Consider the following 16,179-nt stretch of genomic DNA (forward strand, 5'->3'; position numbering starts at 1 on the left):
AGACCCTTAGAGTTGGCGACCCTCGCATTCAAGGCAGCATCGCGCTCGTCCACAGCGCGCCCACACTTTCGTGCACCGAAGCAAGAATCCGGTTGTGTCGCGCACGACTCAGGGGTCTGGCGCCGAGATGGGACGAGCCGGACGGCCGGGCGAACTCAGTGCCCGGGATGAACCTTCTTCATCGCCTCGATCTGCTCGGGCGTGGCCGTGCCCTGGTGTTTCGACTTCCAGGTCTCGTAGGGCATGCCGTAGACGGCTTCCCGGCTCTCGTCCTTGCTCAAGGCGACGCCCTGGGCATCCGCGGCGTCCTTGAGCCAGTTGGACAGGCAGTTGCGGCAGAAGCCGGCCAGATTCATCAGATCGATGTTCTGGACGTCCGTCCGCGTCCGCAGATGCTCGACCAGGCGCCGGAAAGCGGCTGCCTCGAGCTCCGTTCTGGTCTTGTCGTCGATTGCCATCGTTCGCTTCCCCGGCCGTGGCCCGTTGTCTGGCTAAACCCTTACGGGATCAGGTGGGGTCCTGTCACAGATTTTGCCATATCGCGGCGCACACGGGAGCAGAGCCGGCTTGGGCCGGTTCCGCACCCCTACGCCAAATCGTCAATGATCTGATATAGCTTCCGCGACAATGATCGCCGAATCTCCCCGTTCCCCTGTTCGCCTGCTCGCCCGGTTCGCCCCGGTGCTGGTGGTTGCCCTGTTCTGCCTCTGGAACGGTCCCGCGTCCGCGGACTTCCGCCTCTGCAACAACACCTCGAGCCGGGTCGGCATTGCGCTCGGCTACAAGGACGCCGAGGGCTGGACCACCGAGGGCTGGTGGAACATCTCGTCCCGCTCCTGCGAGACGCTGCTGCGGGGAACGCTGGTCGCCCGCTACTACTACATCTACGCGATCGACTATGACCGCGGCGGCGAATGGTCGGGCCAGGCCTTCATGTGCTCGCGCGACAAGGAATTCACCATTCGCGGCACCGAGGACTGCCTGGCGCGCGGCTATGACCGGACCGGCTATTTCGAGGTCGATACCGGCGAGCAGCGGGCCTGGACGGTACAGCTCACCGATGCCAACGAGCAGCCGGCGCAGCAGCGCGTACCGGGCATGCCCGGCACGGTTGGCCCGGGCGGAGTTCCAGGTTTGCCCAATGGCCCGCCGGGTGGTACGCCCCCGGGCTCGCCCGGCCTCCCACCGGCCGCTCCGCCCCCGCCTGGAAATAAGCCATGAGGCGACTTCGCCGTATCAAGATTCTCGCGACCCTGGGACCCGCCTCTTCAGATCTCGCGATGATCCGCCGCCTGTTCGAGGCCGGTGCCGACCTCTTCCGCATCAACATGAGCCACACCCCGCATGACAAGATGCGGGAGCTGGTCGCCACGATCCGCAATGTCGAGAGCAGCTACGGGCGCCCGATCGGCATCCTGGTCGATCTCCAGGGCCCGAAGCTCCGTCTTGGCTCATTCGCCGAGGGTGCGGTCCAGCTCCAGAACGGCCAGATCTTCACCCTCGATTCCGACAAGACGCCGGGCGACACCACGCGTGTCCATCTCCCGCATCCGGAAATACTTGCTGCGCTGCGGCCGGGCCATGCGCTGCTGCTCGACGACGGCAAGGTGCGGCTGATCGCGGAGGAGACCACCAAGGAGCGCGCGGTGACCCGCGTCGTGGTCGGCGGCCGGATGTCCGACCGCAAGGGCGTCAGCCTGCCCGACACGGATCTGCCGGTCTCGGCGATGACGCCGAAGGACCGCGCCGATCTCGAGGCGGCGCTGGTCACCGGCGTCGACTGGATTGCGCTCTCCTTCGTACAGCGCGCCGACGACGTCACCGAGGCCAAGAAGATGATCCGCGGCCGCGCCGCCGTGATGGCCAAGATCGAGAAGCCGCAGGCGATCGACCGCCTCGCCGAGATCATCGAGGCCTCCGACGCGCTGATGGTGGCGCGCGGCGACCTCGGCGTCGAGCTGCCGCTGGAACGCGTGCCGAGCCTTCAGAAGCAGATGACGCGGATGGCACGGCGCGCCGGCAAGCCGGTGGTGATCGCGACGCAAATGCTGGAATCGATGATCCAGTCGCCGGTGCCGACCCGCGCCGAGGTCTCCGACGTCGCCACCGCCGTCTATGAAGGCGCCGACGCCATCATGCTGTCGGCGGAATCGGCGGCCGGCAAATTCCCGGTCGAGGCGGTCTCGACCATGAACCGTATCGGCGAGGAGGTCGAGCGCGACCCGACCTATCGGGACGTGCTCACCGCGCAGCGGCCCGCGCCGGAATCCACCGCCGGCGATGCCATCGCGGACGCCGCGCGGCAGATCGCCGAGACGCTCGACCTGCCGGCCCTGATCTGCTGGACCAGCTCGGGCTCGACCGCGACGCGGGTGGCACGCGAGCGGCCGAAGCCGCCGATCGTAGCGATCACGCCGAACATCACGGCCGGACGCCGGCTCGCCGTCGTCTGGGGCGTGCATTGCGTGGTGGCGGAGGACGCGCGGGACCAGGACGACATGGTGAGCCGCGCCGGCCAGATCGCGTTCCGTGATGGCTTTGTCCGCGCCGGCCAGCGCGTGATCATCGTCGCCGGCGTGCCGCTCGGCATCCCCGGCACCACCAACATGGTGCGCATCGCCTCCGTCGGTCCCGAGGGCGAGGCCAATATCTAGTCCGTGCGTCATTCCGGACGCGCACGACAAAAAAGCGCGAAAACAACCCCATGCACAGTAGCCGGCCATTCCGGCGAGCGTGCTGCTGTTTTCTGAAAACTGACGCTCCGGCAACGGCCTGAGCGGATTGAGGCCTCCGCCTCGGTCGCGCAGCGATTTTTAGGCCCCGACCAGCGCTTTCGTGGCCGGCAGCAGCGTCTGCTGCACCACCAGGCCGCGGGCGCGGGCATCCATGACGCCGACGGCGCGCAGCGCCAGCAGCGTCACGGTCTGCACGGCGTCGCGCATCTTGGCGGGATCATCGAGATTGTCGGGCGCAAGCGGCCCTACCAGTGCCTCGTGCAGCGCACCGAGCAGCGCGGTGGCGGCGAGCGCAGTGTCCTGCGCCGGCAAATGACCGGCGCGCACGGCAGCGTCGATCCTCGCTGCGATCTCGCCGGCGATTTCGCGGCGGCTGGCGAGGCGCGAGGCGCTGACATCGACATCGACCGGCTCGGCCAGGATGCCCCAGGCCAGCCTGCGCTGTGACAGGGTGTGGACCGCAACCGTGGTCACGGCAGCCGCCAGCGCCGAGGATGGGCCGGGTGCGGCATCGGCCGCCCGCCGGATCGCCGCGAGCTCGTCGCGCGACACCTCGGCAATCAATTCGGAGATCAGTTCGGCCTTGGAGGGGAAGTAGCGGTAGACGGTGCCCGCCGCGACATTGGCCCGGACCGCGACTGGCGCGATCTGCACCGCCGCCATCCCGCCTTCCGCCGCAGCCTCGCGCGCCGCAGCGAGGATCGCACTGCGCCGGGCCGCCAGGCGCTTAACCACTTGATGCGTCCGCCGATAAACCATGGCGCGCTTCCTGTCCCACACGCTTGCCGCACGCCCGCGGCCGAACGCTTCGTCACTGCAATAGCTGCAAATCGCCCCGCAAGGACTGAACAACTATTCAGGGAGGATGACAAGATGAAATGCTTGAAGCGTCACATCAAAGCGGCGGGATCGCGAAACATCTAAAAGTGTATCGAACGGGTTGGCGAAAAGGCGAGAGCATCCGTTATATCTATTTTAGCGTGTACCAACGACTGTACCTTGGTACTGCGATTTGACCTCGGTGCAGCATGATCGACACTGACTCCCGGACGGCTTGGCGGCTCTTCCAGCTGAACTGGCTTCCTATCGCGGCCATGGGCAGCCTGCTGGCGCTCGGCCTTCCCATCACCCAGCTGAGTCTCGAGCCGGTCGCCTACGGCCTGACGCTGGCGACCGCCGCGTTCCTGCTCGCGATCGTCTATTGCCACCGGATGGCTAAAGGCGAGCTTGCGTATCCGAAGCTTGTGTTCTCGCTCGGCACGATCGGACAGGTCATCCTCACCTGCGCCATCGTCGGACCGCTCAGCTACGTCGCTGGCAAGCTGAACTGGCCGCTGCAGGACCAGGCGCTGCTTGCGATCGACCGCGCGCTCGGTCTCGATCCCGAACCGATCGCGCGATACGTCAACGACCATCCCTGGCTCGCGAACGCTCTCGCCCGCGGCTACGGGCTGATCAAATGGCCGCTGCTCGGCATCCCTCTCGTGCTGGCACTGACGGCGCGCTATGTGCGGCTGCAACTTTTCATGCTTGCGATGAGCCTCGCGCTCGCGGTCGCCATCGCGATCTCCGCCGTAGTACCGGCGATCGGCACTTATTACGGACTGCAACTGCCGGCCGCACATTTCCCCGAGATCAACACCGCGGTCTATGCCGGGCAACTGCGTGACATCCTCGCACTCCGAGACGGCAGCCTGCACGAACTCCGACCGTTCTTCCTGTCCGGCATCGTCTCGTTTCCGAGCTTTCACGCCGCATCCGCCGTGCTCTACGTGTGGGCGCTGTGGCCGGTGCGTGGCATCGGGGGCATCGCGGCCGCGCTCAACCTGCTGATGATCGCGGCGACGCCGGTGATCGGCGCGCACTACATCATCGACATTGCCGGCGGCATCGCAGTCGCCGCGTCGGCGATATGGGCGGCAAAACTCCATCTCGCATGGCTCGACGGGAAGATGCCTGTTTCTGCCGCGCCTGCTTCACCGGCCTGGCAATCCGGCCTTGCGGAATAGCAGCGCAATAGACCGCAATTGCGCCGCCTCTTGCCATAGAGCGGGGCAGTCTGTTTCTGACGTCGTTCGCCCAAAAGAAAAGAGCCCCGTCCAGGACGGGGCTCTTTGAATTTCCGGTTCTTCCGGTCTTACTTGAGGCTGGACGAGATCGAACCAAACTTGGTGTTCATCGTGCTGCCGAGGTTGTTGACGACGGTGATGATCGCCAGCGCGATGCCGGCGGCGATCAGGCCGTATTCAATCGCGGTGGCGCCGGATTCGTCCTTCACGAAACGCGAAACGAGGTTCTTCATAGATTGCTCCAAAAACTACACGTGGCTACAACTGATCTGGTCTTTTCGGCTTCCCAGCGCCGCCCGACCATGAAACCGAACCTAGAGGCAAAGAATTGCGCCGCAGTTAATTCGACTGCGGAAACCCGGAGCGGTTTGCGTGTACCGGGCGATGGTAAACCGAAATTGAAAACAATCCGTTAAATTGTCGAGACATCCGGTGCGGCCGCCTTCGGCGATTTACCCGAAGTTATCACCGCCATGGTCCAATGCGGCCTGCTCTTCCAGCCCGACAAGAACAAGCAGGACGACGAGGCGGCATGTCCCTTTCCTTCGCCAACGGCATCGCGGTGCAGAGCCGCGCGCGAGCGCTGGTGCCGCTGTGTGTCGGTGCGGCCACCTACCTCTTCTTCGTCTATGTCGGCGACACGCTGCTGATGGATTCCGATTCATTCTGGCAGATCAAGATCGGGCAATGGATTCTCGATCACCGTGCCCTGCCCTACACCGACTTCTATTCCTTCACGCGGCCAGGCGCACCCTGGATCTCGACGTCGTGGCTGTCGCAGGTGCTGTTCGCCTTCTCCTATGCGCAATGGGACTGGGCCGGACCGGTGATCCTCACCGCGACCACGATCGCGCTCACCGCCGCAATCTTCGTCTATCTGCTCGACGCACAGCTCGAGATTCCGCGCTCGGTGCTGTTTACAATGCTGGCACTGCTGCTGTCGCTGCATCATGTCCTGGCACGACCGCATATCCTGGCGCTGCCCGTCATGCTGGCCTGGGTTGGCCTGCTGATGGCGGCTGCGGACCGCAGGAGCGCGCCGTCCTGGGGCTGGCTGCCCCTGATGGCGCTCTGGGCGAACCTGCATGGCGGCTTTGTGCTCGGTCTGGCGCTGATCGGCCCGATCGCGCTCGAGGCGGTCGAGCATGCTGAAAAGGGACGACGGCTTCAGCTGTTCATGCGCTGGGTGCTGTTCGGCATCGGCGCGCTGGTCGCGAGCTGCTGTACGCCCTACGGCTGGAGGACGCCACTGGGCGCGACCAACATCCTCAGCCTCGGCGAGCTGTTGACGGTGATCTTCGAATGGATGCCGGCGAACTTTTCCTCGTTCACGGCGTTCGAGGGCGCACTGCTCGGCCTGATCGCGCTCGGTTACTATCGCGGCCTTGTGCTCTCGGCGCCCCGGATCTTCCTGATCCTGTTCCTGACCTGGAGCGCGCTGACCCATGTCAGGAGCATCGAAGCCTTCGCATTCCTGGTGCCGCTGGTGCTGGCGAAGCCGCTTGGCCAGATGTCCGCGCGCCCGGCGTCGGACCCAGCCGGGACCGACGGCTGGCCGGCCCGCTATGTGACTACGCTTGGCGCGCTGATGATCGTAGCCGCGGCCTGGACCTCGACGTCGATCTATATGGGGCACCACCGCTTCACCTTCACGATGGCGCAGACACCGGTTGCGGCGGTCGACCTGCTCCAGCAGCGCAAGGCACAGCGCATCTTCAACGCCTATCAGTTCGGCGGTTATCTGATCTCGCGCGATATCCCGGTCTTCGCTGACGGCCGCGCCGAGCTCTATGGCGAAAAGTTCGTCATGGACTTCTTCAAGGCGACGGAGGGGAAAACGCCTGAGCTGCTTCCTCGCCTGCTCGACGAGTACAAGATCGACGCGACGCTCCTGGTTGCCGATGCTCCTGGTCCCCAGATCCTCGATCATCTCAAGGGCTGGAAGCGGATCTATACGGACGATATCGCGGTGATCCATGTGCGGGACGACCGGAGCGCGGATACCACGCCGATGCCCGCAATATCAAATTGAGGCGCTGGACAATGCCGCACCTCGTCCCGCCGGCCGAGCAACGCTCCACAGCTGCTCCGAAGCCTGCGACCATGCTCGCGATCGCCTGGGCGGTGATCGTGGCGGCGCTCGGACTTCCTGCGATCAAGTCCGGCGTGTTCGACATGCTGTCGACCGACGACGCGATGCGTCTGGTCGAAGTGCGAGATCTTCTCGCCGGACAGGACTGGTTCGACCTGACGCAATACCGGCTCGACCCGCCCGGAGCTGCCATGCACTGGTCCCGCATCGTCGATGCGCCCTTGGCGATGCTGATCCTGCTGTTTCGCCCTCTGCTCGGCCAGCACTATTCCGAAGCGCTCACGCTGGTGCTGTGGCCGTCGCTGCTGATGGGCGCCGCGCTATGGCTTGCAGCGACAATCGCAAGTCAGGCAAGCGCCGCGGCCGACCGGCCGCAGACACGGCTCGCAGCGATTCTGGTCACGGCGCTGTCGATTCCTGCCCTGATGCACTTTCGCGCCGGCGCGATCGATCATCACAATCTGCAGATCGTGCTGCTGCTCGGCTTCGTGCTCTGCGTCTCCGATTTGGAGCACCGTGCAGCCAAAGCGGCCTTGGCGGGATTCCTTGCGGCGCTTTCGCTGGCGATCGGATTGGAAATGCTGCCTGCCATCGCCCTGGCGAGCGCGGCTGTGCTGGGACTCCTGATCTGGAAGGGCACTGAGGTCCTGCACTCCGCCTGCGCTTTTGGTGCAAGCCTCGCCGGGTCGTCGCTGCTGCTCGCGCTCCTGCTGCTTCCGATGAACGATCTTGCCAGACCGGTCTGCGATGCCTTCGGAGGCCCCATCCTGCTCCTGTCCGCAGGCGGCGGCGTGGCGCTGCTCGCGGTTGCCGGCGTTAGCCGCCTGCGCCCGACCTTGTGGACGCGGCTGGGGGCGGCTGCACTTGCCGGCGCGCTCCTGCTGGGCGCATTTTTCAAGTCCTATCCGAGCTGCATTGCGTCGCCCTATGCGCAGGTCGATCCCCTGCTCGTCAGCTTCTGGCTCGACCGCGTCGCCGAGACCATTCCGGTGACGGAGCTGGCACAGCTGCAGCCGCAAAAACTGCTGGCGTATTATGCTTTTCCATTGTTGACGCTCGGCCTGTGCGTTGCAGGTATTATCGGCGGCACACGCCAGACGCGCTTTCGCTGGATCGTTTCGACCGTCACGCTCGTAGCGCTGTTCGGCGTAAGCCTGTGGGAATTGCGCGGCGCCGCCGCCGCCAACATCGTTGCCGCCCCGCTATGCGTCATCGGAATTGCAAGGCTTCGCGCGGATGCCGCGGCCGGCTGGCGGCTGCTGTACATGGCACTGCTCGTGTCGCCCGCCACACTTGGCGGCATCGGCTTTGTGGTCTGGCCGGCATTCGCTGCCGGCACGGGCGGACACAAGATCGCGGTAGCCGATCCGACCGCTTCCTGCCAGACCATCTCCAGCGCCGCACCTCTCGCCACCCTGCCGCCGGGGCGGGTGATGGCGCCGATCGATTCGGGTCCTGCGATCCTGGCCGCGACGGGACATTTCGTGTTCGCTGGTCCCTACCACCGCAACAATGACGGCAACCTCGTCATGGTGCATACAATGATGGCAACACCGGAAGCCGCCCGTGCAATGCTCAGTGAGCGACAGGTCGATTACATCCTGACCTGCAACGGCTCTGCCGATCAGCAGGATCTCGTCCGCATCGCGCCGGACGGGCTGGCCGCGCATCTCGGCCGCGGCGAAGCTCCAGACTATCTGGAGCCGGTCCAGGCAGTGTCGAAATCCGGCTGGACGGTCTGGCGCGTGCGCAAGTGAGAGAGCGCGCAAGCCGCGCCTTCAATTATCCGCCTTGGCGCGTCGTCCTTGGCGCGTTGTCGCCAGGCATGCAGAGCTCGATGCTCAGCCGGCAAGTCGTTTCATCGCCGACGATGCATCCTTCCGGATCGTAGGTCCGCTTGTCTCCGTCGAGAATACGCAGAGCCGCTTCGTTCGAAAGATGACGCCGTTCCCTGATTCCGGGCTCTGACAGATATCGATGACATAGCCGATGCCGTTGCGCGACGCATAGGCCATCCGCTCCGCGAGCGAATTCAAGCTCTCGACATCCGTCAACCTGCTTCGCCACGTCGGATAATAAGACGGCGTCAACATCGACGATCCGCCACGCTTGAAATCGACCCAGACGCGGCGATGTGAGGCCCATTCAAATACCCCTTCACGATCAAGCGCCATGTCCGCAATGCTCACTTCAGCCCGACCGTCGAGCTCCGACCTTCTTGGCGTCAGGAAGGTTGCGGTCGCAGGCGTGTTATTCCGCGCCCACTTGCCAATTTCGGCCCACTCCGCGACCGCCTCATTGCAGATTCGTTCGAAGTTGACGCCGGACCAGATGGCGAGCGGGTATGCGACGAGAACAGCCGTGGCGACAACCAGATAGCCCATGGTGCGCTGATAGGATGGGGCCGGTCCCGGTACAATTGTTCGAAGAACAACGACCAAGACGGCCGTGACCAAACCCAGACCGATCCAGCCATCGAAGGTCAAGAACAGCACGATAAGACAGGCAGGAAGGAAAGTCGTCTCCTTGTCGTGCCGCAACCAGTTCGTCGCCAGTGCCGCAATCGCCAGTGCGGCAAGCAGATGGATGATCGTGCTCGAACGCAGCAGATTAAGACTGAGAATAACTGGCGATTCGGTGATGTACGGAAGCGCGATGCCGATCAGATAGACCAGAATTGCGCCGAGATAGGCTGCCCGCAATTCGGGGGCGGCCGACCTCGGCCAGAACAGCGCAAGCGCTCCGATGAGAGTGACGCCCGACAGCCCCACGATGTCGCCGAGCGAGGTCGAGTCTATCAACACATGCCCAGGAAAATACTCGCGAAGGAAACTCGTAAAACCGAGGCTTGGCGGATGACCAAACTCCGGATTTGAGAGAAACCCGCGCAGCACGACAAGCGCAAGCGGCAAGCACAAGATGAGGCCGATCAGCACACGCGAAGAGATTTCGCCGAATGTGGCTTTCCGCTGCGACAGGCGACAGATCCCGATCAGCGCCACCGGCGGCACGAGCCAAACCGCAAAGAAGGCGTTGATGAAGAACGTTATGCCAATAGCAACGGCCGCTGCCATGAAGCGGCCTCGTGCGGCAAAGTAGATCGCCATAAGAGCCACACCATTCGCGATCTCCGAATGGGTGAAGTAGTTGATGAACAGGCCACCGGAGCCGGCGTAGCTGTAGCCGTCAAGAAACGCGGTGAAGCAGAGAATCAGACTGAAGACGATCTTGTCGCGTCTTTCCGTCACCCCGAGCAGGGAGGCGCAGCAGAGGAACCCGACAAAGCTGACCAGCCGGGAGAGGAAAAACAGAATGAAGAACAGCAACGGAACGCTGCCGATATATTTTTCGGTGTCGCTCAACATCAGCCAGACGCCGGAAGCGAAGTAGCGCAACGACTGGATATGCCCGTCGTCATGATACTGCGGCTCATTGTAGAGACCGGCGACGATCGGCAAATGATAGAGGTTGTTGGTCAGTCCGAAGACAAATCCAGTGCGCAGCACGGATATCGCCGACGCAAACACGGCGATCGAGAATGTCTCAAACCAGAAATTCGGGACGCTGGCCGCGCGATCGCAGCGGACCAAGTCAGAGGTGATGTTGACGTCCGCCATGGGGGTGCCGGAGGAACTAACGGCTGCGGATCAGCCTCGGTTAAGCGCCGTGTACCGCCCGCTTTCAAGCAACTGGCTGGTCCGGGCCCGCGGAGCGATGGAGACGGACAACAGCAGAACTAACCTGGAAAACGCTAATGGCGGATTAATTGGCCCTTGAGAATTGAGATTCGTCGGCGATTCACCTCTATGTTCACGCTCATTCAGCACGCGACGGCGAAAGGCGTAACCTGCCGCGCCACGGATTGCGACAGAAGTGGTGGGTTACGCCAGCGGACTGTGCTTCGTGCAACCGCAGGGCTAACCTACCCTACGTTCTATCTTGGCACGTAACGCAGCCACTTTGGCCTGCGCTAATATCCGACGGTCGAACAGGAGAGCGTGTCATGCCGTTTCGCAATCTTTTCACCGCATTTCTCGTCATGGTCTCGATCACAGCGGCGCACGCGGCGCCGCAGTGGCTGAGCCTACCGCCGACGCCGACATTGCCCAAGGCAACACAGAGCGGCTTCGCGCCCGTCAACGGTGTCAAGGTCTGGTACGCCGTGTTCGGCCGCGGCCAGCCCGTCCTGTTGCTGCATGGCGGCCTCGCCAACGCCAACTACTGGGGCCACCAGGTCCGTGCGCTGCAGCGGCGCTATCAGGTCATCGTCATGGAGAGCCGCGGGCACGGGCGCAGCAGCCGCAACCGGGAGCCATATGGCTACGACCTGATGGCCTCGGACGCGGTCGGGCTGCTCGACCATCTCAAGATCAGGAAAACAGCGATCGTGGGCTGGAGCGACGGCGCGATCATCGGCCTCGACATTGCCATGAAACACCCGGAGCGGGTGAGCAAGCTGTTCGCCTTCGCAGCGAACTCGGATCCGTCGGGCGTCGCGGATATTGCGTCAAGCGACGTCTTCAACGCATACATTGCGAGGGCCGGAGAGGAGTACAAGCGCCTCTCGCCGACCCCGACGGAGTACAAGAGCTTCGTCGCTGACATCACCAAGATGTGGGAGAGCCAGCCGAAATGGACGGCGTCAGATCTTGCGGCGATCAAGGTCCCGACCTGGATCGTGGACGGCGATCACGACGAGGCGATCAAGCGCGAGAACACCGAGTTCATGGCAGCGAACATTCCGGGGGCGGGCCTGCTGATCCAGCCGGAGGTCAGCCACTTCTCGTTCCTGCAGGATCCGGAGCAGTTCACCGACGATGTGCTGCGTTTTCTGGAGCGTGGCGGGGAGAGGCCGGCGGCGAAGTGAGAGGATCGTAGGGTGGGCAAAAGCGTAGCGTGCCCACCACTTTTGTCGCGACGTAGACTGGCCGTGCGGGCCGATCTGCCGGGAGCAGCCTTGCCCACCTGTGCCTTGAGCACCTTCGTAGGAACCACGCCCCGGCGGAGCGGCCGTGATCGAGATCCAGTAGGAGGTCGCGCCCGAGAGCGCCGGTACAGGGATTGATCAGGATCGCGGTGGCCCGCCTGGAGAGCGAGGAGGTCCCAACAATGATCGAAGATGTACACTGGTTCGCCGGGATCGACTGGGCAATGCAGAGCCATAGCGTTGGCCTGCTGGATGCCGAAGGAAGACAGGTTGCCCGGCGCGAGTTCGCCCATGGCGGCGCTGGGCTGACGGAGTTGTGTGACTGGTTGCTTGAGAAGACCAAGGCCGCACCGGGACAGATCGCCGTGGCGATCGAGATGCCGCACGGCCCGGTGGTGGAGATGTTGCTCGAGCACGGGTTTGCGGTGTTTGCCATCAATCCCAAGCAGCTCGACCGCTTCCGTGATCGCTTCACGGTAGCTGGTGCCAAGGACGACCGCCGCGATGCCCATGTGCTCGCAGACTCGCTGCGCACGGACCGCGCGGCCTTCCGCCGGCTTGTGGTCGACGATCCGACGATGATCGAACTGCGCGAGTGGTCGCGCATGGCCGACGAACTGCAGCAGGAGCGCACTCGTCTCGCCAACCGCCTTCGTCAGCAGTTGTGGCGCTATTATCCCCAAGCCACCAAGTTGACCGACGATGTCGCCGACGAATGGTTCCTGGCGCTTTGGCAGAAGGTGCCGACCCCGGACAGGGCGGCCAAGGCCAGCGAGAAGGCCATCGCGCGCGTCCCGCTCGTGTCCCGGACGCGCTGCAACGCTCTTGGCATTGCTGCGTAGAGCCGGGACCCAGAATGCCACGCGAACCGCTGCGGCATGGGCCCCGGCTCAGCAGCGCACCGTCGAAGGGACGCTGCGCTGCGTCCGGGGCACGAGACCCGGCCAACAAAAAACGCGGCGTTTCCGCCGCGTTTTTCAATTCGATCTGCCGCTTGCGATCAGGCCTGCGGCTGCGGCTCCAGGCCGGGATCCGGATCTGGACGCGGGCGCGACTTGCCGGCCGGGGGCACGGCGGAGGCGCGCGGCGTGGTCGGCTCGAGCACGGACTCGCGGTTCGGCTTCTTGCCCTTGAGCAGGTCGATGATCTCGTCGCCGGAGAGCGTCTCGAATTCGAGCAGGCCCTTCGCGAGCGCTTCAAGATCGGCGCGCTTCTCGGTGAGAATGCGCGTCGCTTCGTTGTAGCCTTCTTCCACGAAACGCCGGATCTCGGTGTCGATCTTCTGAACCGTCGCCTCCGATGCGTTCTGGGTGCGCGACACCGACATCCCGAGGAAAACCTCGTCCTGGTTTTCGCCATAGGACACGGTGCCGAGCGCCTCGGAAAGGCCCCAGCGCGTCACCATCATCCGCGCCAGCCGCGTCGCCTGCTCGATGTCGGACGACGCACCCGAAGTCACCTTTTCACGGCCGAAGATCAGCTCTTCGGCAACGCGGCCGCCCATCATGATGGCGAGGCGCGACGTCATCTGCTCCAGCGACATCGACAGCTTGTCGCGCTCGGGCAGCTGCATCACCATGCCGAGCGCACGGCCGCGCGGAATGATTGTCGCCTTGTGGATCGGATCGGTCGCGACGACGTTGAGGCCGACGATGGCGTGACCGCCCTCGTGATAGGCCGTCAGCAGCTTCTCTTCCTCGGTCATGACGAGCGACTTGCGCTCGGCGCCCATCATCACCTTGTCCTTGGCTTCCTCGAACTCGGCCTGGGTCACCATCCGCTTGTTGCGGCGGGCGGCTGTCAGGGCGGCCTCGTTGACCAGGTTCATCAGGTCTGCGCCGGAGAAACCCGGCGTGCCGCGCGCGATGGTCTTGAGGTTGATATCCGGCGCCAGCGGCACCTTGCGAACGTGAACCTTCAGGATCTGCTCGCGGCCGACGACATCCGGGTTCGGCACCACGACCTGGCGATCGAACCGGCCGGGACGCAGCAGCGCGGGATCGAGCACGTCGGGACGGTTGGTCGCGGCGATCAGGATCACGCCTTCATTGGCCTCGAAGCCGTCCATCTCGACCAGCAACTGGTTCAGCGTCTGCTCGCGCTCGTCATTGCCGCCACCGAGACCGGCGCCGCGGTGACGACCGACCGCGTCGATTTCGTCGATGAAGATGATGCAGGGCGCGTTCTTCTTGGCCTGCTCGAACATGTCGCGCACGCGAGAAGCACCGACGCCGACGAACATCTCGACGAAGTCAGAGCCCGAGATGGTGAAGAACGGCACGTTGGCTTCGCCGGCAACCGCGCGTGCGATTAGCGTCTTGCCGGTGCCAGGAGGGCCGACCAGCAGCACGCCGCGCGGAATGCGGCCGCCGAGGCGCTGGAATTTGCCGGGATCGCGCAGGAATTCGACGATCTCCTGGAGGTCCTGCTTGGCCTCGTCGACGCCGGCGACGTCCTCGAACGTGACGCGGCCATGCGCCTCAGTGAGCATCTTCGCACGCGACTTGCCAAAGCCCATCGCCTTGCCGGCGCCGCCCTGCATCTGCCGCGACAGGAAGATCCACACGCCGATCAGCGCGATGAACGGCAGCCAGGAGACCAGCAGCGAAACGAACCACGGCACGTTGTCGCCCGGCGGCTTCGCAGAGATCTGGACCTTGCTGTCATAGAGGCGCTTCACCAGCGTCGGATCGTTCGGCGCATAGGTCTGGAAGCTCGAGCCGTTGGTGAAGGTGCCGTGAATATCCGGACCCTGGATCACCACGTCGCGCACATTCCCCCGATCGACCTCGCTCAGAAGCTGCGAGAAGGCGATGTCCTGGGACGAGGCGCGCTGACCCGGATTCTGGAAGAGCGTGAACAACGCCAACAGCAGCAAAACAATGATGACCCAGAGGGCGAAATTGCGCAGATTGGCGTTCATCGATCTTCCTTCGTGGTCGCGCGGATCGCGGCCCTGATCCTTGGGCAGTTACTCGGGCAGTTACTCGGACAGCGCGAGTAAATCCCCAAGGAATCCTCTCGGTTAGACGCATACAATTTAGGTGCCGTCCCGGTCGCTGCCAAGGGAACGAGGTGGGACTATTTATCCCATCTTAGTCCGATTCCCGCTGAAATAATGGCGCCCGGGTCGGGGTTTTTCCCGCCTGGTTAAGGCTGGCCTGACGGTGCGGGCTCAATACGGCCGGTGTCATGATCCGCATCCGCCCGGATCCGCTTTCCTGATCCGTTCCTTGCGCCGCCGGGCCGGCGCCGGCGCAATGTGGATACGCCCCCCGGCAAGGCTGATCAAGGCTCCCGCAAGCGTCTGCTTCAGCCTTGGCCGGCCCTTTGTGGCTGTACGGGCGCCTGACGCAATGGCCTGATCGAGCGCAGCCAGGAGGGATTCGACCTTGCCGAGTTCCGCCGGCCCCTCATGACCGAGAGCGTTGATAGTCCGCAGCAGCAGCCGCAATCGAACCTCTTCCGGCAGAGCGGCGAAGCCAGCGGCTTCGAAGCTTCGCGCACCCGGGTCATGCGGCGCATCGCCGCGATCCCGCAGGCGAAGGAAACGCTCGGCGCCGTCGGCCAGCACCTCGACAGCCGCATTGGCCCGCGCCAGCCGCGCAGCGAGCCGCGCTAGATTTCGGATATCGCCGCCCTCGGTTGCGAGCTGCGGCAACAGCGCGCGCAGCCGCGGCCGGGTGAAGGCAGTATCGCGGTTGGTGGGATCGTCGGTAAAGCCGAGCTTGGCCCGCTTCAGGGTCGCAACGAGCTGCGACTTCGGGACGTCGAGCAGCGGGCGCGCCAGCACGATGCCGTCCCGCTCCGCCAGGCGCGCCATCGCCGACAGCCCGGCAATTCCGCTGCCGCGGAGCAGCCGCATCAACAAGGTCTCGGCCTGGTCGTCACGGGTGTGCGCGGTCAACACGTGGCTCGCGCCGGCCGCACGGGCGGCTTGTGCGAGCAGGCGGTAGCGGGCTTCGCGCGCAGCGGCAGGCAGCCCCGTCTTCGGCTTTGCCCCACGCCAGCGCAAGGTCCGGTGCGTCAATCCGAGAGCCGCGGCCTGTCGCTTGACCTCGCGCGCCTCGCGCGCCGCCTCGGGCCGCAGGCCGTGATCGACGGTGACGACCAGCAGTCGAGGCCCGCGCGCAAGGCTGCGCTGCCAGCGCGCCGCAAGCCACATCAGCGCGACCGAGTCGGGCCCGCCGGAGACCGCGAGCACCAGCGCCGGCGCTTTTTTGAGATCGGCGAACAGCCGCCTGGCCTCGCGCGCCGAAATCGGTGAGTTGTCGTCTGACATGACGCTGCAATCGTCCGAGGATGGACCGCCTGTTTAGCGCAGCTCCGGCCGTATTGTCAGGACCTCGCGCAAAC

13 protein-coding genes are annotated in these 16,179 nt (G+C 64.4%); 7 read left to right on the forward strand and 6 right to left on the reverse strand.

The window, feature by feature from the left end; all coding sequences use genetic code 11:
* Positions 1 to 155: 155 nt before the first annotated feature.
* The gene (locus tag GWG65_RS10750; RefSeq protein WP_275195560.1) at positions 156 to 458 is read right to left on the reverse strand and encodes a DUF1244 domain-containing protein; all 303 of its coding nucleotides are present in this window, start codon (positions 456 to 458) and stop codon (positions 156 to 158) included.
* A gap of 169 nt (positions 459 to 627) precedes the next feature.
* Between GWG65_RS10750 and GWG65_RS10755 the strand changes: the two genes are divergently transcribed.
* Both GWG65_RS10755 and pyk read left to right on the forward strand, forming a co-directional pair.
* Positions 628 to 1,221 carry a DUF1036 domain-containing protein gene (locus tag GWG65_RS10755; protein WP_275195561.1) on the forward strand — a complete coding sequence of 198 codons (594 nt, stop codon included), beginning with the start codon at positions 628 to 630 and terminating at the stop codon, positions 1,219 to 1,221.
* Positions 1,218 to 2,654: a pyruvate kinase gene (pyk, locus tag GWG65_RS10760; RefSeq protein ID WP_275195562.1), complete on the forward strand. Its 1,437-nt coding sequence runs from the start codon at positions 1,218 to 1,220 to the stop codon at positions 2,652 to 2,654. Before GWG65_RS10755 ends, pyk begins: the two co-directional genes overlap by 4 nt.
* A 159-nt stretch (positions 2,655 to 2,813) precedes the next feature.
* Here the strand turns inward: pyk and GWG65_RS10765 are convergent, their stop codons facing one another.
* Positions 2,814 to 3,494, reverse strand: a complete 681-nt coding sequence (locus GWG65_RS10765; protein ID WP_275195563.1) for a TetR/AcrR family transcriptional regulator — start codon at positions 3,492 to 3,494, stop codon at positions 2,814 to 2,816.
* Between the two features lie 269 nt (positions 3,495 to 3,763).
* On the opposite strand from GWG65_RS10765, the gene GWG65_RS10770 reads away from it, so the two are divergent.
* Positions 3,764 to 4,744, forward strand: a complete 981-nt coding sequence (locus GWG65_RS10770) for a phosphatase PAP2 family protein (RefSeq protein WP_275195564.1) — start codon at positions 3,764 to 3,766, stop codon at positions 4,742 to 4,744.
* Positions 4,745 to 4,872: 128 nt separating this feature from the next.
* Here GWG65_RS10770 and GWG65_RS10775 read toward each other — a convergent pair whose 3' ends face one another.
* The gene (locus tag GWG65_RS10775) at positions 4,873 to 5,037 is read right to left on the reverse strand and encodes a Flp family type IVb pilin (RefSeq protein ID WP_145632694.1); all 165 of its coding nucleotides are present in this window, start codon (positions 5,035 to 5,037) and stop codon (positions 4,873 to 4,875) included.
* Between the two features lie 299 nt (positions 5,038 to 5,336).
* Here GWG65_RS10775 and GWG65_RS10780 point away from each other — a divergent pair, with 299 nt between their 5' ends.
* Both GWG65_RS10780 and GWG65_RS10785 read left to right on the forward strand, forming a co-directional pair.
* The gene (locus GWG65_RS10780; protein WP_275195565.1) at positions 5,337 to 6,836 is read left to right on the forward strand and encodes a hypothetical protein; all 1,500 of its coding nucleotides are present in this window, start codon (positions 5,337 to 5,339) and stop codon (positions 6,834 to 6,836) included.
* 11 nt (positions 6,837 to 6,847) lie between these two features.
* The gene (locus tag GWG65_RS10785; RefSeq protein ID WP_275195566.1) at positions 6,848 to 8,653 is read left to right on the forward strand and encodes a hypothetical protein; all 1,806 of its coding nucleotides are present in this window, start codon (positions 6,848 to 6,850) and stop codon (positions 8,651 to 8,653) included.
* A gap of 84 nt (positions 8,654 to 8,737) precedes the next feature.
* On the opposite strand, the gene GWG65_RS10790 is transcribed toward GWG65_RS10785, so the two are convergent.
* The gene (locus GWG65_RS10790) at positions 8,738 to 10,513 is read right to left on the reverse strand and encodes a DUF6798 domain-containing protein (RefSeq protein WP_275195567.1); all 1,776 of its coding nucleotides are present in this window, start codon (positions 10,511 to 10,513) and stop codon (positions 8,738 to 8,740) included.
* Positions 10,514 to 10,899: 386 nt separating this feature from the next.
* On the opposite strand from GWG65_RS10790, the gene GWG65_RS10795 reads away from it, so the two are divergent.
* Together GWG65_RS10795 and GWG65_RS10800 are read left to right on the forward strand one after the other, a co-directional pair.
* Entirely contained in the window at positions 10,900 to 11,763 is an 864-nt protein-coding gene (locus GWG65_RS10795) for an alpha/beta hydrolase (protein ID WP_275195568.1), read from the forward strand.
* 194 nt (positions 11,764 to 11,957) lie between these two features.
* Complete coding sequence (locus GWG65_RS10800) at positions 11,958 to 12,665, forward strand: IS110 family transposase (protein WP_275195569.1); 708 nt, start codon at positions 11,958 to 11,960, stop codon at positions 12,663 to 12,665.
* A gap of 158 nt (positions 12,666 to 12,823) precedes the next feature.
* Here the strand turns inward: GWG65_RS10800 and ftsH are convergent, their stop codons facing one another.
* Both ftsH and tilS read right to left on the reverse strand, forming a co-directional pair.
* Positions 12,824 to 14,746: an ATP-dependent zinc metalloprotease FtsH gene (gene ftsH, locus GWG65_RS10805; RefSeq protein WP_014439804.1), complete on the reverse strand. Its 1,923-nt coding sequence runs from the start codon at positions 14,744 to 14,746 to the stop codon at positions 12,824 to 12,826.
* 267 nt (positions 14,747 to 15,013) lie between these two features.
* Positions 15,014 to 16,105, reverse strand: coding sequence for a tRNA lysidine(34) synthetase TilS (tilS, locus tag GWG65_RS10810; protein ID WP_275195570.1), 1,092 nt, complete (start codon positions 16,103 to 16,105; stop codon positions 15,014 to 15,016).
* Between the last annotated feature and the right edge of the window lie 74 nt (positions 16,106 to 16,179).

The organism is Bradyrhizobium sp. CSA207, from assembly GCF_029051685.1.
Lineage (GTDB): Bacteria > Pseudomonadota > Alphaproteobacteria > Rhizobiales > Xanthobacteraceae > Bradyrhizobium.

Excerpts from the sequence above, each read along its gene's own strand:
- GWG65_RS10750 (WP_275195560.1), bottom strand. The coding sequence starts at position 458 with ATGGCAATCGACGACAAGACCAGAACGGAGCTCGAGGCAGCCGCTTTC.
- GWG65_RS10755 (WP_275195561.1), top strand. The coding sequence starts at position 628 with ATGATCGCCGAATCTCCCCGTTCCCCTGTTCGCCTGCTCGCCCGGTTC.
- pyk (WP_275195562.1), top strand. The coding sequence starts at position 1,218 with ATGAGGCGACTTCGCCGTATCAAGATTCTCGCGACCCTGGGACCCGCC.
- GWG65_RS10765 (WP_275195563.1), bottom strand. The coding sequence starts at position 3,494 with ATGGTTTATCGGCGGACGCATCAAGTGGTTAAGCGCCTGGCGGCCCGG.
- GWG65_RS10770 (WP_275195564.1), top strand. The coding sequence starts at position 3,764 with ATGATCGACACTGACTCCCGGACGGCTTGGCGGCTCTTCCAGCTGAAC.
- GWG65_RS10775 (WP_145632694.1), bottom strand. The coding sequence starts at position 5,037 with ATGAAGAACCTCGTTTCGCGTTTCGTGAAGGACGAATCCGGCGCCACC.
- GWG65_RS10780 (WP_275195565.1), top strand. The coding sequence starts at position 5,337 with ATGTCCCTTTCCTTCGCCAACGGCATCGCGGTGCAGAGCCGCGCGCGA.
- GWG65_RS10785 (WP_275195566.1), top strand. The coding sequence starts at position 6,848 with ATGCCGCACCTCGTCCCGCCGGCCGAGCAACGCTCCACAGCTGCTCCG.
- GWG65_RS10790 (WP_275195567.1), bottom strand. The coding sequence starts at position 10,513 with ATGGCGGACGTCAACATCACCTCTGACTTGGTCCGCTGCGATCGCGCG.
- GWG65_RS10795 (WP_275195568.1), top strand. The coding sequence starts at position 10,900 with ATGCCGTTTCGCAATCTTTTCACCGCATTTCTCGTCATGGTCTCGATC.
- ftsH (WP_014439804.1), bottom strand. The coding sequence starts at position 14,746 with ATGAACGCCAATCTGCGCAATTTCGCCCTCTGGGTCATCATTGTTTTG.
- tilS (WP_275195570.1), bottom strand. The coding sequence starts at position 16,105 with ATGTCAGACGACAACTCACCGATTTCGGCGCGCGAGGCCAGGCGGCTG.